This window comes from Sulfitobacter sp. KMM 9851 (assembly GCF_057178245.1).
In genome coordinates, this window is record NZ_CM169991.1 from 21,939 (window position 1) to 41,973 (window position 20,035).

At 60.0% G+C, this 20,035-nt stretch carries 22 protein-coding genes; 13 read left to right on the forward strand and 9 right to left on the reverse strand.

From position 1 onward, the window contains the following. Positions 1-141: 141 nt before the first annotated feature. From nadA to AC1965_RS00125, 4 genes are all read left to right on the forward strand, one after another. The gene (nadA, locus tag AC1965_RS00110; protein ID WP_483885281.1) at positions 142-1,194 is read left to right on the forward strand and encodes a quinolinate synthase NadA; all 1,053 of its coding nucleotides are present in this window, start codon (positions 142-144) and stop codon (positions 1,192-1,194) included. 14 nt (positions 1,195-1,208) lie between these two features. After that, entirely contained in the window at positions 1,209-2,771 is a 1,563-nt protein-coding gene (locus tag AC1965_RS00115; RefSeq protein ID WP_483885282.1) for an L-aspartate oxidase, read from the forward strand. Beyond that, positions 2,768-3,616, forward strand: coding sequence for a carboxylating nicotinate-nucleotide diphosphorylase (gene nadC, locus AC1965_RS00120; RefSeq protein ID WP_483885283.1), 849 nt, complete (start codon positions 2,768-2,770; stop codon positions 3,614-3,616). Before AC1965_RS00115 ends, nadC begins: the two co-directional genes overlap by 4 nt. A gap of 92 nt (positions 3,617-3,708) precedes the next feature. Then, entirely contained in the window at positions 3,709-4,158 is a 450-nt protein-coding gene (locus AC1965_RS00125; protein WP_483885284.1) for an N-acetyltransferase family protein, read from the forward strand. On the opposite strand, the gene AC1965_RS00130 is transcribed toward AC1965_RS00125, so the two are convergent. From AC1965_RS00130 to AC1965_RS00140, 3 genes are all read right to left on the reverse strand, one after another. Beyond that, positions 4,155-5,630: a heme biosynthesis HemY N-terminal domain-containing protein gene (locus AC1965_RS00130; protein ID WP_483885285.1), complete on the reverse strand. Its 1,476-nt coding sequence runs from the start codon at positions 5,628-5,630 to the stop codon at positions 4,155-4,157. The two genes, AC1965_RS00125 and AC1965_RS00130, sit on opposite strands and share 4 nt — an antisense overlap. 10 nt (positions 5,631-5,640) lie before the next feature. Further along, on the reverse strand, positions 5,641-6,975 hold the full coding sequence (locus AC1965_RS00135; protein WP_483885286.1) for a COG4223 family protein: 1,335 nt from the start codon (positions 6,973-6,975) through the stop codon (positions 5,641-5,643). 73 nt (positions 6,976-7,048) lie between these two features. Beyond that, a complete protein-coding gene (locus AC1965_RS00140; RefSeq protein ID WP_483885287.1) occupies positions 7,049-7,732 on the reverse strand; it encodes a uroporphyrinogen-III synthase in 684 nt (227 codons plus the stop codon). Between the two features lie 95 nt (positions 7,733-7,827). On the opposite strand from AC1965_RS00140, the gene tsaD reads away from it, so the two are divergent. Genes tsaD through AC1965_RS00165 form a run of 5 tightly spaced genes read left to right on the forward strand, consistent with a single transcriptional unit; the run spans position 7,828 to position 11,012 of the window. Then, a complete protein-coding gene (gene tsaD / locus AC1965_RS00145) occupies positions 7,828-8,919 on the forward strand; it encodes a tRNA (adenosine(37)-N6)-threonylcarbamoyltransferase complex transferase subunit TsaD (protein WP_483885288.1) in 1,092 nt (363 codons plus the stop codon). Further along, complete coding sequence (locus AC1965_RS00150; RefSeq protein ID WP_483885289.1) at positions 8,916-9,869, forward strand: NAD(P)H-dependent glycerol-3-phosphate dehydrogenase; 954 nt, start codon at positions 8,916-8,918, stop codon at positions 9,867-9,869. Before tsaD ends, AC1965_RS00150 begins: the two co-directional genes overlap by 4 nt. Before the next feature lies 1 nt (position 9,870). Continuing rightward, positions 9,871-10,143 carry a YciI family protein gene (locus AC1965_RS00155; protein ID WP_483885290.1) on the forward strand — a complete coding sequence of 91 codons (273 nt, stop codon included), beginning with the start codon at positions 9,871-9,873 and terminating at the stop codon, positions 10,141-10,143. Then, the gene (locus tag AC1965_RS00160) at positions 10,143-10,562 is read left to right on the forward strand and encodes an EVE domain-containing protein (protein WP_483885291.1); all 420 of its coding nucleotides are present in this window, start codon (positions 10,143-10,145) and stop codon (positions 10,560-10,562) included. Before AC1965_RS00155 ends, AC1965_RS00160 begins: the two co-directional genes overlap by 1 nt. A gap of 57 nt (positions 10,563-10,619) precedes the next feature. Continuing rightward, the gene (locus AC1965_RS00165; RefSeq protein WP_483885292.1) at positions 10,620-11,012 is read left to right on the forward strand and encodes a DUF1761 domain-containing protein; all 393 of its coding nucleotides are present in this window, start codon (positions 10,620-10,622) and stop codon (positions 11,010-11,012) included. Positions 11,013-11,289: 277 nt separating this feature from the next. Here AC1965_RS00165 and AC1965_RS00170 read toward each other — a convergent pair whose 3' ends face one another. The 4 genes from AC1965_RS00170 to AC1965_RS00185 all read right to left on the reverse strand — a co-directional run bounded on the left by AC1965_RS00170 (position 11,290) and on the right by AC1965_RS00185 (position 14,527). Then, positions 11,290-11,631, reverse strand: a complete 342-nt coding sequence (locus AC1965_RS00170) for a DUF2853 family protein (RefSeq protein WP_483885293.1) — start codon at positions 11,629-11,631, stop codon at positions 11,290-11,292. 178 nt (positions 11,632-11,809) lie between these two features. Further along, on the reverse strand, positions 11,810-12,538 hold the full coding sequence (locus tag AC1965_RS00175) for a PRC-barrel domain-containing protein (RefSeq protein WP_483885294.1): 729 nt from the start codon (positions 12,536-12,538) through the stop codon (positions 11,810-11,812). A gap of 209 nt (positions 12,539-12,747) precedes the next feature. After that, entirely contained in the window at positions 12,748-14,139 is a 1,392-nt protein-coding gene (gene ahcY / locus AC1965_RS00180; protein ID WP_483885295.1) for an adenosylhomocysteinase, read from the reverse strand. A 55-nt stretch (positions 14,140-14,194) separates the two neighbouring features. Then, positions 14,195-14,527, reverse strand: a complete 333-nt coding sequence (locus AC1965_RS00185; RefSeq protein ID WP_483885296.1) for an S-adenosyl-L-homocysteine hydrolase — start codon at positions 14,525-14,527, stop codon at positions 14,195-14,197. A 63-nt stretch (positions 14,528-14,590) separates the two neighbouring features. Here AC1965_RS00185 and AC1965_RS00190 point away from each other — a divergent pair, with 63 nt between their 5' ends. Beyond that, positions 14,591-15,187 (forward strand): HD domain-containing protein, encoded by a 597-nt coding sequence (locus AC1965_RS00190; protein WP_483885297.1) that lies wholly within the window; start codon positions 14,591-14,593, stop codon positions 15,185-15,187. Next, entirely contained in the window at positions 15,184-15,663 is a 480-nt protein-coding gene (locus tag AC1965_RS00195; RefSeq protein WP_483885298.1) for an N-acetyltransferase family protein, read from the forward strand. The genes AC1965_RS00190 and AC1965_RS00195 overlap by 4 nt, the downstream gene beginning before the upstream one ends. Positions 15,664-15,691: 28 nt before the next feature. On the opposite strand, the gene AC1965_RS00200 is transcribed toward AC1965_RS00195, so the two are convergent. Beyond that, positions 15,692-16,240, reverse strand: a complete 549-nt coding sequence (locus AC1965_RS00200) for an ActR/PrrA/RegA family redox response regulator transcription factor (RefSeq protein ID WP_483887084.1) — start codon at positions 16,238-16,240, stop codon at positions 15,692-15,694. A gap of 64 nt (positions 16,241-16,304) precedes the next feature. Continuing rightward, entirely contained in the window at positions 16,305-16,925 is a 621-nt protein-coding gene (locus AC1965_RS00205) for an SCO family protein (RefSeq protein ID WP_483885299.1), read from the reverse strand. Between the two features lie 101 nt (positions 16,926-17,026). Between AC1965_RS00205 and regB the strand changes: the two genes are divergently transcribed. Together regB and AC1965_RS00215 are read left to right on the forward strand one after the other, a co-directional pair. After that, complete coding sequence (gene regB, locus AC1965_RS00210; RefSeq protein WP_483885300.1) at positions 17,027-18,418, forward strand: sensor histidine kinase RegB; 1,392 nt, start codon at positions 17,027-17,029, stop codon at positions 18,416-18,418. A gap of 87 nt (positions 18,419-18,505) precedes the next feature. Further along, positions 18,506-20,023, forward strand: coding sequence for a PAS-domain containing protein (locus tag AC1965_RS00215; protein ID WP_483885301.1), 1,518 nt, complete (start codon positions 18,506-18,508; stop codon positions 20,021-20,023). The last annotated feature ends 12 nt before the right edge of the window (positions 20,024-20,035 follow it).

Consider the following 20,035-nt stretch of genomic DNA (forward strand, 5'->3'; position numbering starts at 1 on the left):
GTATAGCGCGATATAGACCCATCGACCCCGACGGCAAAGCAGGTTGCCCTTACGTAAAGCCTCGTCTATTGCTCCGCGGTGGTTATATCTGTTCCGCGGCTACGCCGCGCCATTTGACACTGCCGGACGAGGTACCGCCCCATGCGCGACGAGATCTTTTCACAAAGCGAGCTGGATCAGCACTATGATTTGGCACCGTCGCCCGAACTGGCAGCGGAAATGTCCGAGCTATATTCCAAGATGGATCGCGTCGTATCGCCCCCCGACTGGGCCATCCATGCGCCCTATGTCGCCGCGATCAACAAGCTCAAGAAAGAGCGCAACGCGGTGATCCTCGCGCATAACTACATGACGCCCGATATCTACCACGGCATCGCGGATTTTGTCGGTGACAGCCTGCAACTGGCGATCAAGGCGACCGAGGTCGAGGCCGATGTGATCGTGCAATGCGGCGTGCATTTCATGGCCGAAACGTCAAAGATTCTAAACCCGTCCAAAACGGTACTGATCCCCGACATGGAAGCGGGCTGTTCGCTGGCCGAAAGCATCACTGCCGCAGGGGTGGCGCAGATGCGGGCGCAGTATCCCGGCGCGCCAGTGGTGACCTATGTGAACACCACCGCCGAGGTCAAAGCGGCGTCGGACATCTGCTGCACGTCCTCCAACGCGGCGCAGATCGTTGCGGCAATGGAAAGCGACACCGTGATCATGACGCCCGATAAATACCTGGCGCAGAATATCGCCAATCAGGTGCCGCAAAAGCGCATCGTGTGGTGGGACGGGGCGTGCATCGTGCACGAACGCTATACAGCCAAGGACATCGCAGATTATCGCGAATGGAACCCAGACACCCGCATCATCGCACACCCTGAATGCCCGCCCGACGTTGTGGCCGAGGCCGATTTTTCCGGCTCAACCAGTGGTATTTTGGAATATGTCCGACGCGAAAAACCCGCCAAGGCGATGCTGGTGACCGAATGTTCGATGGCGTCGAACATTGCCGATGAATTGCCCGAAGTCGATTTTGTCGGCCCCTGCAACATGTGCCCCTACATGAAGAAAATCACGCTCGAGAAAGTGCTGTGGTCGCTGCACACGATGTCCGGCGCGGTTGAGGTAGAGGCCGAGATTGCCGCCAAAGCGCGTGTCGCCGTGCAGCGGATGATCGACCTGTCGCGCACGCTGGCGTCCTGAGGACACACATCTAAATGCATCAGATCGCAACCGACAGGATCATCATCGTCGGTGCCGGGTTGGGGGCGCTTTATGCAGCGCTGTGCCTGGCGCCGCGTCCGGTCCTGTTGATCTCACCCGATGCATTGGGGATTGGGGCCAGTTCTGCCTGGGCGCAGGGCGGGGTTGCCGCCGCGATGGCCCAAGCCGACAGCCCGCAAAGCCACGCCCGCGACACCATCACTGCCGGTGCAGGCACCGTTGACGCGCAGGTCGCGGCAACTGTCACCGAAGAAGCGCGTGCGCATATCCTCAAGCTCACGGATTTTGGCACCGCCTTTGATCGCACGGCTGACGGCGGATACGTCATGTCGCGCGAGGCGGCGCATAGTTTTGCCCGCGTGGTGCGGGTGCAGGGCGATCAGGCCGGGGCCGAAATCATGCGCTCCTTGATCGAACAGGTCCGCGCCACACCCAGCATTCAGGTGCTCGAAGGGGTGTTGGCAAGCGGGCTGGACACCGACAATGGCAGCGTCACGGGCGTGCAGGTTGAACTTGCCCGCGCCGAAGGGTCGGCCCCCGTGATGCTGCGCGGCACAGGTTATCTGCTGGCAGGGGGTGGGTCAGGCGGGCTTTATGCGCTGACGACCAATCCCGCGCGCATACGGGGGCAGGTCATTGGCATGGCAGCGCGGGCCGGTGCCGTGATTGCCGATGCCGAATTTGTCCAGTTTCATCCGACTGCCATTGACTGCGGCGAAGACCCTGCACCGCTCGCGACCGAAGCCTTGCGCGGCGAGGGGGCGCATCTGATCAACCGCGATGGGGAACGCTTTATGCTGGCGCTGCACCCCGATGCCGAACTGGCCCCGCGTGATGTGGTGGCTCGCGCGATCTTTGCTCAGACCCAAGCAGGGCTGCGGCCCATGCTTGATACGCGTGCCGCGCTGGGAGCCGACGTGCTGCGCCATTTCCCGGCGGTGGCGCAGGCCTGCGCGCGCAATGGCATCGATCCGGTGACCCAACCCATTCCGGTAGCGGCCGCCGCGCATTATCACATGGGCGGCATCGCGACTGACGCCAGCGGGCGCGCCAGCCTCGGCAACCTCTGGGTCTGTGGCGAGGCGTCATCGACCGGGCTACATGGGGCCAACCGGCTTGCCTCCAACGGGCTGCTTGAGGCGCTGGTATTTGCCCGCATCTGCGCACAGGACATGCTAGAAAACTGTGCCGATGCCGCTGGTGGCGACGTGGTGTTGCCCGATCTGCCGCCGGGCATACAACCTGACCCCGCCCTGGTGGCGACGTTGCGGCAGGCCATGACCGATGGGGTTGGCGTTCTGCGTGATGCCGAGGGGCTCGCCCGCGCACTGACCATCATCGCGCGGATCGAAGCGGCGCAGCCCGAGTGCGCCAACCTGCAAAACATGACCGCCACCGCCACGCTGATCGCCGCCGCCGCCTTTGACCGGCGCGAAAGCCGAGGCGCGCATTGCCGCACCGATTACCCCGCTACCCTGCCCGACGCGCAGCGCAGTTTTCTAACGCTGGTCGATGCAATGGCCCTGCGCCGCCAATCCAAGGAACCCCAACAATGACCGCCGCCACCCTGCCCGACCTGATATTGGAACCGCTAGTCCGCGCCGCCCTGATGGAAGACCTCGGCACCTATGGCGATATCACCACACGGAGCGTGATCCCGGCAGATGTGACCTATAGCGCCCGCCTGCGCGCCCGCGAAGATGGGGTGGTGTCCGGCATGCAGATTGCGCAGATCGCCTTTCGCCTGATGGACCCGGCGCTGGACGTCCGCACCCTGATCCCCGATGGCAGCACCGTTGCCAAGGGCGACACGCTGATGGAAATCACAGGCTCTGCCGCGTCGATCCTGTCGGCAGAGCGGGTTGCGCTGAACTTTGCCGGGCGCCTGACGGGGATTGCGACACTCACCGCCGCCTTTGTCGCCCAGACCAAAGGTACCCAGACCCGTATCACCTGCACCCGCAAGACGACGCCGGGCCTGCGGATGGTCGAAAAACAGGCGGTGCTGCACGGCGGCGGTTTCAACCACCGCTTTTCGCTCTCTGACGCTATTCTGATCAAAGACAACCATATTGCTGCTGCGGGTGGCATCCGCGCCGTCTTGCAAGCGGTCAAGGCCAATGCCTCGCATATGATCCGGGTCGAGATCGAGGTGGATACACTCGACCAGTTGCGCGAGGTGCTGAATGAGGGTGGGGCGGATGTCGTGCTGCTGGACAATATGGACAGTGCAACGCTACGGCAGGCCGTGGCTCTGACAGATGGCGCGCTGGTGTTGGAGGCGTCGGGCAACATGACACTTGATCGCATTGCCGAGGTCGCGGCCACCGGGGTCGATTACATCTCGTCCGGCGCGCTGACTCATTCGGCACGCACATTGGATCTGGGGTTGGATTTCTAAACCGGACCCGCCGAATTTGGCGCATCTCGCAAGGGTACTGGCGACAGGGCGGCGCGCAGGCTAGGCTGCGGCTAACCTATATGGAGTGCCCGATGACAACCCTGACCATCCGCCCCGTCGCGCAAGATGACCGTGCCCAGTGGGACATTCTGTATCAAGGGTATGCCAGCTTTTACAAAGTGGCGCAGACCGAAGACATGCGTGATCGCGTTTGGGGCTGGCTGCATGATCCGGCAGCGGAATCCGAAGGGCTGGTCTGTGCCGACGCAACCGGCACGCTGATCGGTCTGACCCATTATCGCCCCTATGCCCGGCCCCTGATGGCCGCGACGGGCTGTTTTCTGGACGATCTATTCGTGTCGCCAGATGCCCGTGGGACAGGTGCAGCAGATGCGCTGATCAACGGCGTGCGCGCCATCGCCGAACAGCGCGGCTGGTCAGTTGTGCGTTGGATAACCGCCGATGACAACTACCGGGGCCGCGCGGTCTATGACCGGATCGCGGCCAAGACCCACTGGGTCACTTACGACCTCAAGCTTTAGGTCTTGGCGTCGTCAGGGTCGGGCACTAGCTCGGCCTCTTCGATATCATCCGGCGCGACGACAACCGGGGCGCGATCCGCGCCACTGTTGTCTTCGAGCGAGCCAACGATCAGCGGTAACATCTGAACACCACCCGGCATCGCAACCTCGGACAGAGGTGGGGTTTTCCACGCCAGCGTGTCAAAACTTTTGCAATTCTCGCAGATCGGTTTCCACTCGGCATGAATGTGCTGGCAATTGTCGCAAATCCACTGGGGCCCGCGCGACACGTTCAGCGCCCGCGCCAGCCAGCCTTTGACGATGGTATCAGAGGCACCCTCGCCCCGCTCGATCGCCGCCATCATGGTGACGGACCGCGCCGTTGGATCAGTTTCCACCAGGTCGCCCAGCGCACGGCGCGCTTCGGGAAAATCTTCGTTCGCGATGTGCAGTTCGGCCAGCAGCATGCGGGTCTCGGGGTGCGTCGGCTGCGATTTCGTCAGCGCGTTAAAGCGTTTGATGCGCTGCGGCGGCGTTTCGTCGGGCTGGATCGCGGCAAACGCGGCGGCCAGATCAGGGTGCGGATGCACGCTCCACGCCTTTTGCAGAACACGTGCAGCATAGCGAGGTTTGCCCTGCTCGATATAACCATGTGCGGCCATGACGGCAGCGGGGATCAAGTCGGGCGATAGACGGTTCGCCTCGATAGAGGCCTCGCGCGCCTCGATGCTGTTGCCCTCGGCGATCACGTCCTTCGCCTCGGACAGAGCCAGCACCGCGTCGCGGCGTTTGTGTACGTCGCGCGGCAGATGCCCATTTTTCAGCTTGGCGTTCAGGGTCTTGCGCGCGCCGGTCCAGTCTTCCTTGGCGGCCTGCAATTGCAGCAGCGTGTCACCGATCTCTTCGTGCTTTGGCTTGAGCGCAAATGCCTTTTCGGCCAGCTTTAGCGCGGTTTCCGTATCACCCTCGGCCAGTTTCTGTTTCATGATGCCCCGCACCCCGACAAAGCGTGTTGCCTCGTCCGCCACCAGCTTGCGGTAAGTCAGCTCAGCCTTGCGCCGATCGCCGGCCAGTTCGGCCGCCTGTGCGGTCAGCAAATTGGTCAGCGCTGGTTTGTTCAGATAGCGATCCGCCTTGGCCGCCTTGGCCATGGCAATACGGCCTTCACCACTGGCCAGTGCCATCAACCCTTCAGACAGGGCCTCGTACCCTTTGCGTTCACGGTTGCGATCGAAATAGCGTGACAGGGCCGTTTCATCGCCGTTCAGAAAGTGCCAGGTCGCAAACAGCAGGTGTAGCACTTTGAGCAGGAGCCAGACCGCAATCATCAACACGACCACGGCAATGACCGATTGCAGCGGGCCAAAACTGTATTCGGTGCCCATCACGGTCATCTGAATGCCGCCTTGGCTCTCCAATAGGTACACTGCCCCCCAGGACAGCGCCGCCACAACGGTGACAAACAGAACAATCTTGATCAGGGACCACAACATATTTTGTTCCTCAGTTTGCCGTCAGGCGTTGGGACAGAGCGTCAGCAGCAGCTTCGGCTGCCTGGCGGGCGCGGGCATCAGCCAGCCAATCCGCCATGGCGGCCTGGGCGGGTTCGGGCAGGGTATCAATCTCGGCCAGCGCATCGGTCAGGCGGGCATCGCCCACCGCGGCTTCGGCGCGTGACAGAACCGCGTCCGGGTCGGTGCCTTCGCGCGGCGCAACGGAACGGGCGCCGAGTTGGCGCCGCAGGAAACCGCCAAAACCGCCCTCGCCTTCAGGACCAGCATCGGTGCGGGCCGTGGACAGGGCCGCGCGGGCGGCATCGGGGAAACGTGTTTGCAGGTTTATCAACGTGGTCACACCGGTTTCGGCCACATCGGTCAGGGCCGCGGGCAGGTCATCGGCCCCTTCGGCCTGCAATTCAGCCAGCGGCGCGGCAAAGGGCCGTCCGGCACTCAACGCTGTGGTAATGCGCGTCATGGCCGATTGCAGCGTGGCACGGCGCGCCGCATCAGCGGTGGCTTCCTCCACGCTAATGGCATTATCAAGCAACCCTTCAATTTCGGCGCGTTGTTGCGCGACAGATGCCTGCAAAGCCTCCAGTTCACGTTCATAAGCAGCCACAGCCGCCTCGGACGATCCCCCGGAAATCGGTTGTTTTTCCACCGTTGTCAGACGGCCGTCCAAAGCGGTGATCTGTTCGGACAGTGCCTCCACCTGTTCGGTCAGGTCTTCCAGCGCGGGAAACCCTACCGATTGCGGCTCCGGCGTCGCGTCGCGCAGCGCTGTGATCTGCGCGTTCTGATCCTTTATCTCGGCGCGCAGGTTGTTGAATTGACCGCTCCGCGTTCCGAAAAAGTCGACCTCAGCAGCGGCAAAACCCAAGGCTGCCGCCAGTGCGCCGCCGATCAGCAACGGCCAAAAGGTGCTTCGGCGTTGTGGCGGTTCGGTTGCGGGCTCTTTTGCCTTGGCGGCAGGTGGGGGCGTCTCGGTCTTTGGCGGTGTGGCCACTGGGTCCTTGGGCTTGTCCCCGGTGGACGGCTCTACCTTGACAGGATTTGCCTTAACAGGGTCCGTCGCAGATACGCCTGGCGCCTTGTCGGATGTGCTCATCGGGCGCTCGGGTGGCTCGCGCAGGTCAACTGGGCTTTTGGCCTCGGTCGAGGTTGTCTTGCTGGCTTCTTTTGCTGTCACTGTCTTAGCGGCTGATGACGTCTTTTTGGCGTCAGCCTTCTTTGGTGCGGCTTTGCGAGACGAAGATTTCTTGGGCACTGACGATGTACCCATCGGCTCTGGCTTATCGCCCGGCTTTTCTGTTGCGCCCGGTTTTTTATCTGTCGCCACGTTGGCCGCCTTTCCGATTCTGACGTGATGCCCTGTTCGCACCCGCAACCTTATCCGGCATATCCGCCAACCTTCAAGCCAAGGTGGTGCGCCGCAACAGGTTTTCAACGTCTTCTATCATATCACTTCCCGTTGGGGCAGCAGCGACATGACATTCAATTCCTGAACGTTGGCGGATAGGGTCGGCCACTGCAGCACTCAATGCAACGACAATCGCCCGCGCGCCTGTTGGCAGTTCAGCGTCAAACTGCCGCGACGTTCTTGGGGAAAATAGCGGCACTAACACAGGGTTTTTACCATGAAAGCAGCCTTGTGCTTCTGGCGTCAGTGGCCGCAACAGTTGACCATAGATTGCGGTCACGTCACAGGTCAGGCCCGCTGCGGTCAGGTTTTCGGCTATGTCGCCGCGCCGATGTTGCCCCGCCAGATGCAGCAGCGGCCCCGTCGCCCCCATGCGCGGAAGGGTCGCAATCAATTCTTCGGCAGTTTGACCAGCAAATTTTGCCCGCCACCCTGCCATCTCTGCCCGCCGCCGGGTCGTATCGCCCACGCAATAGGCCAAACGCCCCTCGCCTTTCGCGGCGTGTTCCACCCCGTTGGCCGAGCTAAAGATCACCCCCGCGTAACCGTCCAGCGCTGGCGCCGCGCCCTTTGGAATGATGCGGATTAGTGGGGAATAAATAACGTTGGCACGCGCGACCAATGCCGGATCCAACCGCGCGACAAAGCGTTCGGCGCTCTGGCGTGGCCGTGTCATCAGTAAAACTGGCTGTGTCATCTATCGCCCCGGCATTGTTTGCCCGTGACAGCGGTGTTACCTGCGGTGGGGGCACCTTGCAACGGAAAGCACTTATGCCACAGACACGTGTAATCCTTGGGCTGGAAAGCAGTTGCGACGATACCGCCGCGGCCATCGTACGCATTGCCGCCGACGGGCGGGCCAGTGTTCTGTCGTCAGTGGTGGCCGGGCAAACCGCGCTGCACGCCGATTTTGGCGGCGTGGTGCCTGAAATTGCTGCACGCGCCCATGCCGAAAAACTGGATTACTGTGTCGAGGATGCGCTGGCAGAGGCGGGGATGACATTGGCACAGATCGACGCCATCGCCGTTACCGCCGGGCCGGGATTGATTGGTGGCGTGGTGTCGGGCGTGATGTGCGCCAAGGGGTTGTCTTGCGCGACGGGCAAGCCGCTTTATGGGGTGAACCATCTTGCTGGCCACGCGCTGACACCTCGGCTGACGGATCATGTCCCCTATCCCTATTTGATGCTGCTGGTGTCGGGGGGGCATTGCCAGTTTCTAATGGTGCACGACGCAGATGAATTTGAACGTCTTGGCGGCACTATTGATGATGCCCCCGGCGAAGCCTTTGACAAAGTTGCCCGCCTGCTCGGCTTGCAACAGCCCGGCGGCCCCGCAATCGAGGCGCTAGCGGCCTTGGGTGATCCCAAGCGATTTAAATTGCCCCGGCCGCTGCTGGACCGAGACACGTGCGATATGTCCTTCTCGGGGTTGAAAACTGCCGTCTTGCGCACCCGTGATACCTGCGTTGCGGCGGCTGGTGGGCTGACGCGAAAGGATCAAGCCGATCTTGCCGCCGGGTTTCAGGCTGCTGTCGTCGACGTGCTCGCGGCCAAGACGGCGCGTGCGTTTGCCCACTATCCGCCGGCCCCCGACCGCCACCTCTGCGTCGCGGGTGGCGTGGCGGCCAATTCCGCAATTCGCGCTGCATTAGAAACAGTATCGACTGAAAATAGCGCTAAATTCATTGCCCCGCCCTTGGCGCTGTGCACCGATAATGCGGCGATGATCGCCTATGCAGCGGGCGAACAATCCGCCCTGCGCGGCCCTGATGACATGTCTTTGTCCGCACGCCCGCGCTGGCCGCTGGACACAGCGCAACCGTCGATGCTGGGAAGTGGAAAGAAAGGCGCGAAAGCATGAGTATTTCAGTTTTGGGCGCAGGTGCATTTGGCACCGCTTTGGCAATATCTATGGCGCATGGGGGTCCGGTTACTCTTTGGGCGCGGCACGTGGGTGATATGGCGGAGTCGCGCGAAAACCGTATCAGATTGCCCGATTGCCGGTTTCCAGACGCCTTGCGCGTCACCGATGACCTGCCCGGCGCCGCTGCCGCCGATATTCTGCTGCTCGCTGTGCCACTGCAAAAGCTGCGCGGCTTTCTGGCCGATCACGCAGCTATTTTGGCGGACAAACATCTTGTTGCCTGCTGTAAAGGGATGGAGCTAGGCACCGGCGCAGGCCCTGTCGCCATCATCCGCGATGTCGTGCCAAGCGCCAATGCGGCGATCCTGACCGGTCCAAGCTTTGCTGCCGACATCGCACGCGGACTTCCGACCGCTCTTACACTTGCCTGTGCCGACGCCACCTATGGCGCGATGCTGCAACAGGCTCTAACAACGGACAATCTGCGCATTTACCGCACAACCGATACCATCGGCGCCGAACTGGGCGGGGCGCTGAAAAATGTCATCGCCATTGCCTGTGGCACCGCAATGGGCGCCGGTCTGGGTGAAAGCGCGCGCGCAGCATTGATGACGCGCGGCTATTCCGAAATGCAGCGGCTGGCGGCCCATCTGAAGGCAGAGCCGACCACACTTGCCGGTCTATCCGGGTTTGGTGATCTCACCCTGACCTGCACGTCAGATCAATCACGCAACTATCGGCTGGGGCTGTCACTGGGGGCGGGCACGCCGTTTAATCCCAAGACCACCGTCGAAGGTGCCGCAACCGCGCGCGCCGTAGCCAAGTTGGCGCAAGACGCGGCGCTTGACATGCCTATCACCAATGCCGTTGCGGGATTGCTGGATGACCGGTTAGATGTCGCCAATGCCATGAAGACCCTACTGGCGAGACCCCTAAAGGAAGAATGATATGTTTGTTGCCCTCATCGCCCACGACAAATCCGGCGCCTTGCAGATTCGCAAGGACAACCGTCCCGATCATCTTGCCTATCTGAAATCCACCGAAGTTGTGGCCCAAGCCGGGCCATTGCTGGATGCAGAGGGCGGTATGATCGGATCACTGATCATCCTCGACGTGACCGATATGGCCGCAGCGCAGGATTGGGCCGCCAATGATCCCTACGCCAAGGCGGGGCTATTTGAGACCGTCACCCTGACACATTGGAACCGGGTGATCGGATAATGGCCTATTGGTTGTTCAAATCCGAGCCCAGCACATGGAGTTGGGACGATCAGCGCGCCAAAGGAGACGCGGGCGAAGAGTGGGATGGTGTGCGCAACTACCAGGCACGCAATTTCATGCGCGATATGGCAGTTGGGGACCTGGGCTTCTTTTACCACTCCCAAACCGAAAAGGCCGTGGTCGGCATTGTCGAGGTCATCGCCGCCGCGCACCCGGACAGCACCACTGACGACGACCGGTGGGAGTGTGTGGACATCAAAGCAGTGCGCCCGTTTGACACCCATGTGACCCTGGCGCAGATCAAGGATGATCCCCGTTTGGAAAACATGGCACTCGTCAAAAGTGCGCGCCTGTCCGTGCAGCCCGTGACTGACAACGAATGGAAGATCGTTTGCGCGATGGGAAACACGAAGCCATAGATTTAAAAATGCGATCGCCCCATACTTGCCCCATCTCACAAATTCCGGGAGGGGAAAATGGGGTTTCTAGCAGTAATCGTCGCCGCCGCCGCAGGGTTTGCGGTGGGCGCCGCGTGGTACATGGCGCTGTCCAAGCCCTGGATGCAGGCGGCGGGCATTAAATGCGGACCAGACGGCAAACCCCAGGATTCGTCCGCATTGCCATTCTTACTTTCAGCAGTCGCCATGATTTTGGTGGCCGGCATGATGCGGCATATCTTTGCGTTGTCGGGAATAGACACGGTGGATAAGGGTTTCATCTCTGGGCTTGGTATCGGGTTATTTTTCATCAGTCCGTGGATCATGATCAACAACGCGTATGTCGGCAGGCCATTCAAGCTGACTGTGATTGATGGCGGTTATGCTGTGGTAGGCTGCGCGGTGATCGGTCTGGTCCTGACGCTTTTTTGACAATAAGCGCTTTGAAAATCAGCGTCCCGAAATCAGTCTGTAATGTAAAAAGGGTTCCAGCACCCCGCCAGAACCCTCTCTCACCCCGCGTGCTCCCGTAACCACCACACACGTATCTGAAAATCGGCCCTGGCCATCCTGGCCGGTGAAATAAACATAGATTATTTGGACACTACAGGCAACGATTGAGTAGGTTAAAACCCGTGCAATAAAGAAACGCACGCTTAACCAAGCGCGCGCCTTCGTTGTAAATTTTAACTTAAGATCAAAGCCTTAATCAGCCGTAAACAGATTCTTTGCTGAAATGCTTCGTCAGCATGTAATAGACGACGGCGCGGTATTTGTTGCGCTCTGATTGGCCGTATGTGGCGATCACTTGCTTGATACCGTCCATCAGGTTTGGCCCATCGGAAAGGCCTAGCTTCTTGATGAGGAAGTTGTTCTTGACCAGCTCAAGCTCGCTTTCCTGGCTTGCTGCAATGGTCTGGGCATCTGCATTGTAGATCGCCGGCCCGCAACCAATCGTAACCTTTGTCAGCAGGTCCATGTCCGGCGTCATGCCGCATTTCGTTTTCAAATCTTCCGCGTATTTCGCGATCCATTCGTCACGTTTACCCATTAAAAAGCTCCCATCCTAATAATTGATCAGCGCAATCTGACCCTAAGGCGGAGCCTAATGTCAATTTTCTCGTGGCAAAAGGACTAATTCGGCAGACGCTTGCCGTGGCACCTCTACACGAAAAAAGGAGGCACCCTTGCGGCTGCCCCCTTCAGTGTCATCGGCCAGTGGCGCGATATTACGATGCCGCGTCAAGTGGCACGTCGTCCTCAAGGCTTTCGATGGCGCTTTCATCCAGCTCGGGCTGGGCTTCCAATTTAGCCTTGGTCCACTTGCTGAGCTTCAGTTCGTTATCCGCAGCCATGGAGATTTCTTGCAGCGGCACGGCAACGGTATGTTCGCCCAGACCGAGGAAGCCACCCACGCCGATCACTGCTGCATAGCTGTCGCCTTGCTTGATCACATAGTCGATGTCACCGATGGTTTCACCATCAGCTTCGACTACGGTCAGACCCAGCAGATCACCTACAACCATACCGGAAAAGGCGTTGGTCATGCCGGTGTCTGCACGTGTCACGTCGCTGTCAGTCTCGGCAGACAGATCTGCGTTGGCATCAGCAGTCACGTCAGCCTCGGCATCTACCGCGTCGGTTTCGGCAGTGACGCTGGCATCTGCTTCGGCATCGGTTTCAACAGCCGCATCGGCGCTGTCCGTCATCGAATCCTTTGCTTTCTGGATCGCGTCGGCAGTTTTCTTCGCGGTGTCTTCGACGGCTTCGGTCGTTTCCGTCGCCTGCTTCTTTACGGCATCGCCGCTTTCTTCGGCTGTGTTGCTCAGGCTTTCGCTGGAAACAGTTGCCTCGGCATCTGCCGCCACACCGGCTGCGCCGGTGACGTCATCCGCAAAAGCAGCGCCGGCGGTAAGTGCCAGTGCAGCAACAGTCGATTTCAAAAATATGCGTTTCATGGTGATCTCCTTTCGGTGACTTTGTCGTCTGAAGGGGAAACACGCTAACCGCTGACGATGTTCCAAGGGGCAGCTTCACTACGGCAGGAAAGCGCCAGATGTAATTTTCTATATAAAAACCAATGCGTTATCTTAAAAACGCAAAACACCGCCCCCTTTCAGGGACGGTGCAGCGAAGCGGAACCGGCAAGGTTTCGCCCGTTCTGGTATCAATAGCGGTAGTGTTCCGGCTTGAATGGGCCTTCGGGGCTGACGCCGATATAGGCGGCCTGCTCCGGATTCAGCTTGCTCAGCTTCACGCCGATCCTGTCGAGGTGCAGGCGGGCCACTTTTTCGTCAAGATGCTTGGGCAGGATATAGACGTCGTTTTGATAGTCGTCGCCCTTGGTCCAGAGTTCGATCTGCGCCAGAACCTGATTGGTAAAAGACGCGGACATCACAAAGGACGGGTGGCCTGTGGCGTTACCGAGGTTCAGCAGGCGACCTTCGGAAAGCAGGATCAGGCGATGCCCGTTGGGCATCTCGATCATGTCCACCTGTTCCTTGATGTTGGTCCATTTGTGGTTCTTCAGTGCAGCGACCTGAATTTCGTTGTCGAAGTGGCCGATGTTGCCGACAATCGCCATATCCTTCATCTCGCGCATATGCTCGATGCGGATCACGTCCTTGTTGCCGGTGGTGGTGATAAAGATATCGGCAGTTGAAACCACATCTTCCAGCAGCACGACTTCGAAACCGTCCATCGCGGCCTGAAGCGCGCAGATTGGGTCGACTTCGGTAACCTTGACCCGAGCACCCGCGCCGCGCAGCGATGCGGCAGAACCTTTGCCAACATCACCGTAGCCCATGACAACCGCCACTTTGCCGGCCATCATCGTGTCGGTGGCGCGGCGGATGCCGTCAACCAGCGACTCCTTGCAGCCATATTTGTTGTCGAACTTAGATTTGGTCACAGAGTCGTTTACGTTGATCGCGGGGAAGGGCAGCTGGCCTTGCTTCACCAGATCATAAAGACGGTGCACGCCGGTGGTGGTCTCTTCGGACACGCCAACGATCTGATCGCGCATCTTGGTGAACCAACCGGGGCTGGCCGCCATACGTTTCTTGATCTGAGCAAAAATTGCTTCTTCTTCTTCAGACTTGGGAATTGCGATCAGGTCTTCTTCACCGTTCTCTACGCGCGCACCCAACAGGATGTACAACGTGGCATCGCCACCGTCGTCTAGGATCAGGTTAGGCCCTTCGGGGAACATAAAGGATTTATCAAGGTAATCCCAATGCTCGACCAACGTCTGGCCCTTGATCGCGAACACAGGCGTGCCACCGGCGGCAATCGCGGCAGCGGCATGGTCTTGGGTTGAAAAGATGTTGCAAGACGCCCAGCGCACGTCGGCGCCCAGTTCAACCAGCGTTTCGATAAGGACTGCGGTCTGGATTGTCATATGCAGCGACCCAACGATGCGCGAACCCTTGAGCGGTTTGCTTTCGCCGTATTCTGCACGCAGCGCCATCAGGCCTGGCATTTCTGTTTCAGCGATATCCAGCTCCTTGCGCCCGAAAGCGGCAAGGTTGATGTCTTTCACAATATAATCGTCGGCCATGAGGCACCCCTTTGGTAAAGCGTTGCGCGCGCCCTACCACCTTCGGGGGTTATTCTCAACGACTATAGCGTGTTGGGGTTACCTCGTCGGCCTCCAGCGCGGCGATCTGCTCATCCCCGGTCAGCCCGGCCATCCAGTTGTCGCCCTGCGCGGTGACGCAGGCATTGCCGTCGCCCATGAATTTGACCATGCTCCACGTCCCTGTTGTGGACGAGGCCCAGACCTGACTGCTGCCTTCGCTTTCCCCCGGAACGGGACGTTCGCCGTACCAGTCAATCAGCGCCGCTTTCATTTCGCCTGCTGGCATGCAGACGTCTTCGGCGGCTGCTGTGGTCGCGGCGGCACCAAGTGCGAGTACAAATGTCAGTGTCGAAAAAACGGGTTTCATGATCATCTCCTTCGTGGGATGAACGGCGGGAATCCGCAAAAGTTCCAAACAAGGTTTCACCACATGGCGCAACAACCCCGCGCATGGCAGCGCATGCTTTCGGGTCGCAGGCTCGATCTTCTGGATCCGACCCCGGTGGATATCGAGATCGAAGATATCGCTCACGGCCTTGCCTTTGTCGCCCGCTGGAACGGGCAGACGCGGGGCGATTACGCATATACGGTGGCCGAACATTCCATGCTGGTCGAAACCATCTTTGCCCGGATCGACCCCAACGCACCCGCCAAATGGCGATTGGCCGCCCTGCTGCATGACGCACCGGAATATGTCATCGGCGACATGATTTCGCCCGTCAAAACAGCGGTTGGTCCGGGGTACAAGGCGCTGGACGACCGATTGACCGGGGCAATCCACATCCGCTTTGGCTTGCCCGCCGCGATCCCGCTGCGCGTCAAACGACAGATTAAAAAGGCCGACCGCATCAGCGCCTGGATGGAAGCAACTCAGATCGCGGGCTTTTCCGAAGCGGAAGCCACCCGTTTCTTTGGCCGTCCCGATGCCGCGTTGCTGGAGGGACTTTCAATCGTGCTGCGCCCGCCCGTCGAGACGCGCAATGATTTCACCGGCCGCCACGCCACCCTGTTGGGGCTAATGACATGATCCACATACGCCGCGCTGGGGCGCTGGATGCAGGCGCCATGGCCGACCTCTTGAACGCCATCATTGCCAAAGGCGGGACCACAGCGATGGTAGCGCCGGTCACGGCGCAGAACTTGCGCGACTGGATGTCGGGCGAAAACAGCGCCTGGCATCTCGCAGAGGGCGACAACGGCGAATTGAAGGGATTTCAGTGGATCGAACCGCATCCTGATCTACCCGCAGGCGGCATAGACGTGGCGACATTTGTGCGGCTGGGCGAAACCGGACTTGGCATCGGATCAGCCCTTTTTGAGGCCACCAAAACCGCTGCCCGCCAGATGGGTTTCGCCCACATCCATGCCATTATCCGGGCCGACAATACGGGCGGTCTGGCCTATTATCAAAGCCGTGGATTTGAAGATTTCAAAGCGCTGCCCGACAGCGCCCTATCAGACGGCACCCGCGTCGACCGCATTTGGAAACGCTTCGACCTTTAACATCACCTCGGGGCAGCTTTTGGCCCGCTTAGCGCGGCGACCGCTTTGCCAATATCCGCTGCAACGTCCTGCGGTGCATGTTCAACCGACGCGCGGTTTCACTGACGTTGCGGTCACACAGCTCATAAACCCGCTGTATATGCTCCCAACGCACGCGGTCCGCGCTCATCGGGTTTTCGGGCGGGGCGGGCATGTCACCGCCCGTGGCAAGCAAGGCGTTCACGATGTCGTTGGCGTCAGCAGGTTTTGACAGATAATCGGTCGCGCCGATCTTGACCGCCGCCACGGCAGTGGCAATCGCGCCATAGCCCGTCAGCACCACCACCCGCGCATCGGCACGGCGCGCACGCAGCACTTCAACCACATCAAGGCCGTTACCGTCTTCCAGCCGCAGATCAATCACCGCATAGGCGGGTGGGCGGGCCGTCGCGATCGCCTTGCCGCCGGCAACGGTGCCTGCGGTCTCAACCTCGAAACCGCGTTTTTCCATCGCCTTGGCCAGCCGGCGCAGAAACGGTTCATCGTCATCCACCAACAGCAAGCTGCGATCAGGCCCCAGATTGGATAGGTCTTGCATCATCATCCCCACGCGGCAGTTTCAACGCTTTGCAAAGGCACTATGAAGGCCCTGACCGCTGCGGTCAATTTGGCTGCTTGTCGATGAAACAGCCGATCTTATCAGCCATATCTGTGGGTGTTATTTCGCGGCGGTAGAAGTCGACAACGTCATTTCCTGGCATCACCAGGTAGCTGAACGTCGAATGGTCCACGAGGTATTCGCCGTCTGTTGGCGGATGCGCCTTGTAATAGGTGCGGTACGCTTGGCTGGCGGCTTTGACCTGCTCAGGCGAGCCGGTCAGCCCGACCATGCGGGGGTGCATATTGGCCGCGAAATCGCCCACCACGTCGGGCGTATCACGCGCCGGGTCGACCGTGATGAAAACCGGTACAACGCTTTGACCACGCTCTTCGAGTATCTCAACAGCGGCGGCGTTGCGGTCGACGTCCAGCGGGCAGACATCGGGGCAATACGTATAGCCAAAGTAGATCAGGGCAGGTTCGGTGATCACGTCGGTATCAGTGACGGTTTTGCCCTCACTGTTGACCAGTTCAAACGGCCCGCCCAGATCACCCCCGGCAACCTGACCTGCGCGGCAACTGGCATAGATGTCGCCATCGTCGGCCCGTGTCGTCATCCAGACGGTGCCCAACAGAAATACCGCAGCAACCCCAACTGCGCCCGGTGCAAGGTATTTGTTCATATTAAAATCTCCTGCGCCAATTGGCGCTCTTGCTCAGGTCTTTTGGCAGACCTACGCTAGATCGCGGCCGATGCAAGAACCAACAACCCAAAGGTGCGAACATGACGCAGGCTACGATACGCCCTCTGGGTGCGCGCACGCGGTCCAACTGGATACGGCTGCGGACGATGATCCTGCTGCGCTGGGTTGCCATTATCGGCCAGCTGACCGCCGTGACCGTGGCACAGATTATCTATGGTCTACAGCTTGAATTCAGCCTGTGTTACCTCGCGATAGGTGCGTCGGTAGTGGGCAACCTGCTGGCGGTATTTATCTTTCCTGAGAACAAACGGCTGTCCGAGGTCGAGAACCTGTCGATGGTCCTGTTTGACCTGCTGCAATTGTCATTCCTGCTGTTTCTGACCGGCGGATTGCACAACCCCTTTGCCCTGCTTCTGCTTGGCCCCGTCACGATCTCGGCCACCGCACTTAGCCTGCGGTCGACGCTGGTGTTGTGCGGAACGGCCATTGCCGCCGCCTCCCTGCTTGCACTGGTGCATTTTCCGCTGGTCACCCAGTCGGGCAGCGTTTTGAAGCTGCCTCAGATCTTCGTCTTTGGTCATTGGACGGCGCTGGTGATCGCGATCCTGTTTACAAGCGCCTATTCGCGGCGGGTGACATCAGAAATCCACTCGATGGCCGATGCGCTGGCAGCGACACAGATGGTGCTGGCGCGCGAACAGAAGCTGACCGATCTGGGCGGAGTAGTTGCCGCCGCAGCGCATGAATTGGGCACGCCGCTGGCAACGATCAAATTGGCCAGCAGTGAATTGCTCAACGATTTGCAGGACCGCCCCGACTTGGCCGAAGATGCCGCGCTGATCCGTGATCAGGCCGACCGGTGCCGCGACATCCTGCGTGATATGGGCCGCTCGGGCAAAGACGACCTGCACATGCAGCGCGCGCCACTGACCGCTGTGATCAAAGAAGCTGCCGAGCCCCATATCGGGCGGGGCAAATCGGTTTATTTCTCTGACAACCCAATGGGGGGCGTGCAGATTCGGCAACCGATCATTCCGCGAAAGCCCGAAATCATCCACGGGCTGCGCAATCTGGTGCAGAACGCCGTGGATTTTGCCGCCGCACACGTCTGGATCGAAACAGAATGGGGGCCCGATAGCATATCGGTGCGGATCATTGACGATGGCCCCGGTTTTCCGCCGCAGGACTTGGGCCGCATTGGCGATCCGTTCATGCGACGCCGCTCTGACGCGCCGCAGGCCCGCGAACGCCCCGAATACGAAGGCATGGGGCTGGGCCTCTTTATTGCCAAGACGTTTCTTGAACGCGCCGGCGCCCGCCTGCGCTTTGCCAATGGGATCGACGGCGGATGGCTGCGGGGATTGCCGCCTGCGGGCAGCGGGGCCGTGGTCGAGGTATCCTGGCCACGAAATGCTCTGGAACTGCCGCAATCTGAAGGCGGGCAGGGCGAAAACCAGCATATCACTGCGTGAAACAAGGGCGAGAAAAGCGATGTTAATCTACTGTTAACCTAAAGCGGCAAAACTCGGACGCACCTGATGTGGCCAAAGGGATTTACCATGCTTGCGTTGCCCGAGCTTACCGTCATCCTGACCGCAGCCATTTTGACGGCGACGGGGGCGCTGTGGTGGTTGCGGCAGGACATGTCCAGCGCCGCGCCCGCAGTTGATGCCGAACCTGATGACATGGCGCTGTTGTTTCAGGACGGACAGTTGCAGCATGGCAACGACTTGGCCCTGACGCGGCTGGCACTGGCCCCCGGCTTTCACGATTGGGATGATCTGCGCGACAGCCTGTTGGCACGGTTTCCCGATTTTCCGAAATCTGCCGCTGCTGGCCATGAGGGCAGTATCACGCTGCTGGCCGCCGACGGCGACCAACCACAGGAAATCCAGATCCGTTGGATCGGGTCCAGATGCAGCGTGCATATGCCCGGCACCAGCCAGATGGCGGCCCCTGCCGGGCCGGATGTCACTGACATGCTAAACCTGCTGCGCCGCGCCAGTGACGCCAACCCAAACCCGTCCTGGCAGACCAATGCCGGGGGCAGGATCATCTGGCACAATCAGGCCTATGCGACGCTCAAGAAACTGGCGGCAGACCAGCCAGACAGCGCGGGCACCGACCTGTTCAGCCGCACGGACCCGAACCACCCCGCGCGCGTATCACTCGCGGTGGGAGACAGTGCCGAACCTGATTGGTACGCGCTGAGCCAGACAACCATCGACGACAACACGATCCATCATGCCACCTGCATCAACGCTGTCATTGAAGCGGAGGATGCGAAACGGACCTTTGTGCAAACCCTGGCCAAGACCTTTGCGCATCTGTCCATCGGATTGGCGATTTTTGACCGCAAGGGGCAGTTGGCGCTGTTCAACCCGGCCCTTATGGATTTGACGGGCCTGCCTGCCCCCTTTCTCAGCGCGCGACCGACAATGCTGTCGTTCTTTGACCAATTGCGCGAAACCCGACGCATGCCGGAGCCAAAGAATTACCTGAATTGGCGGCAAGAGATTGCAGATGTCATCGCGGCGGCGACAGATGGGCGGTATCAGGAAACATGGTCGCTCGAATCTGGGCAAACCTACAGCGTCATGGGTCGGCCGCACCCTGATGGCGCGACGGCCTTTTTGATCGAGGATATCAGCGCAGACGTCGCCCTGACGCGCAATTTCCGCGCTGAACTGGAGCTGGGCCAGAACCTGCTGGATCACATTGACGACGGTCTGGCAGTGTTTACCGCATCAGGGGTGCTGACATTCTGCAACGCATCCTATCGTGACCTATGGGGGCAAAGCCCTGACAGCAGTTTCGCAGACATCACCATTACGGATTCCGTCACCTTATGGCGCAGGAATGCCGCGCCCAATCCGATGTGGCCGGACATCGAGGATTTCGTGACCAACCACGGCAACCGCGAGGGGTGGAGCCTGCCAATATGCCCCCACAACGGCGCGCCTTTGACGTGCGACCTGACGCCGATTGCCGCGGGCGCGACTTTGATCCGATTCCGTGCCACCCACATAGGAAATTCCGCCAAATCCGAACCCCTTTCACCTAGCCACAGCACTTGATTTTGACGATAA

Excerpts from the sequence above, each read along its gene's own strand:
- AC1965_RS00140 (WP_483885287.1), bottom strand. The coding sequence starts at position 7,732 with ATGACACGGCCACGCCAGAGCGCCGAACGCTTTGTCGCGCGGTTGGAT.
- nadC (WP_483885283.1), top strand. The coding sequence starts at position 2,768 with ATGACCGCCGCCACCCTGCCCGACCTGATATTGGAACCGCTAGTCCGC.
- nadA (WP_483885281.1), top strand. The coding sequence starts at position 142 with ATGCGCGACGAGATCTTTTCACAAAGCGAGCTGGATCAGCACTATGAT.
- AC1965_RS00185 (WP_483885296.1), bottom strand. The coding sequence starts at position 14,527 with ATGAAACCCGTTTTTTCGACACTGACATTTGTACTCGCACTTGGTGCC.
- AC1965_RS00195 (WP_483885298.1), top strand. The coding sequence starts at position 15,184 with ATGATCCACATACGCCGCGCTGGGGCGCTGGATGCAGGCGCCATGGCC.
- AC1965_RS00155 (WP_483885290.1), top strand. The coding sequence starts at position 9,871 with ATGTTTGTTGCCCTCATCGCCCACGACAAATCCGGCGCCTTGCAGATT.
- AC1965_RS00125 (WP_483885284.1), top strand. The coding sequence starts at position 3,709 with ATGACAACCCTGACCATCCGCCCCGTCGCGCAAGATGACCGTGCCCAG.
- AC1965_RS00190 (WP_483885297.1), top strand. The coding sequence starts at position 14,591 with ATGGCGCAACAACCCCGCGCATGGCAGCGCATGCTTTCGGGTCGCAGG.
- AC1965_RS00205 (WP_483885299.1), bottom strand. The coding sequence starts at position 16,925 with ATGAACAAATACCTTGCACCGGGCGCAGTTGGGGTTGCTGCGGTATTT.
- AC1965_RS00150 (WP_483885289.1), top strand. The coding sequence starts at position 8,916 with ATGAGTATTTCAGTTTTGGGCGCAGGTGCATTTGGCACCGCTTTGGCA.
- ahcY (WP_483885295.1), bottom strand. The coding sequence starts at position 14,139 with ATGGCCGACGATTATATTGTGAAAGACATCAACCTTGCCGCTTTCGGG.
- AC1965_RS00160 (WP_483885291.1), top strand. The coding sequence starts at position 10,143 with ATGGCCTATTGGTTGTTCAAATCCGAGCCCAGCACATGGAGTTGGGAC.
- AC1965_RS00170 (WP_483885293.1), bottom strand. The coding sequence starts at position 11,631 with ATGGGTAAACGTGACGAATGGATCGCGAAATACGCGGAAGATTTGAAA.
- regB (WP_483885300.1), top strand. The coding sequence starts at position 17,027 with ATGACGCAGGCTACGATACGCCCTCTGGGTGCGCGCACGCGGTCCAAC.
- AC1965_RS00215 (WP_483885301.1), top strand. The coding sequence starts at position 18,506 with ATGCTTGCGTTGCCCGAGCTTACCGTCATCCTGACCGCAGCCATTTTG.
- AC1965_RS00165 (WP_483885292.1), top strand. The coding sequence starts at position 10,620 with ATGGGGTTTCTAGCAGTAATCGTCGCCGCCGCCGCAGGGTTTGCGGTG.
- tsaD (WP_483885288.1), top strand. The coding sequence starts at position 7,828 with ATGCCACAGACACGTGTAATCCTTGGGCTGGAAAGCAGTTGCGACGAT.
- AC1965_RS00115 (WP_483885282.1), top strand. The coding sequence starts at position 1,209 with ATGCATCAGATCGCAACCGACAGGATCATCATCGTCGGTGCCGGGTTG.
- AC1965_RS00200 (WP_483887084.1), bottom strand. The coding sequence starts at position 16,240 with ATGCAAGACCTATCCAATCTGGGGCCTGATCGCAGCTTGCTGTTGGTG.
- AC1965_RS00130 (WP_483885285.1), bottom strand. The coding sequence starts at position 5,630 with ATGTTGTGGTCCCTGATCAAGATTGTTCTGTTTGTCACCGTTGTGGCG.
- AC1965_RS00175 (WP_483885294.1), bottom strand. The coding sequence starts at position 12,538 with ATGAAACGCATATTTTTGAAATCGACTGTTGCTGCACTGGCACTTACC.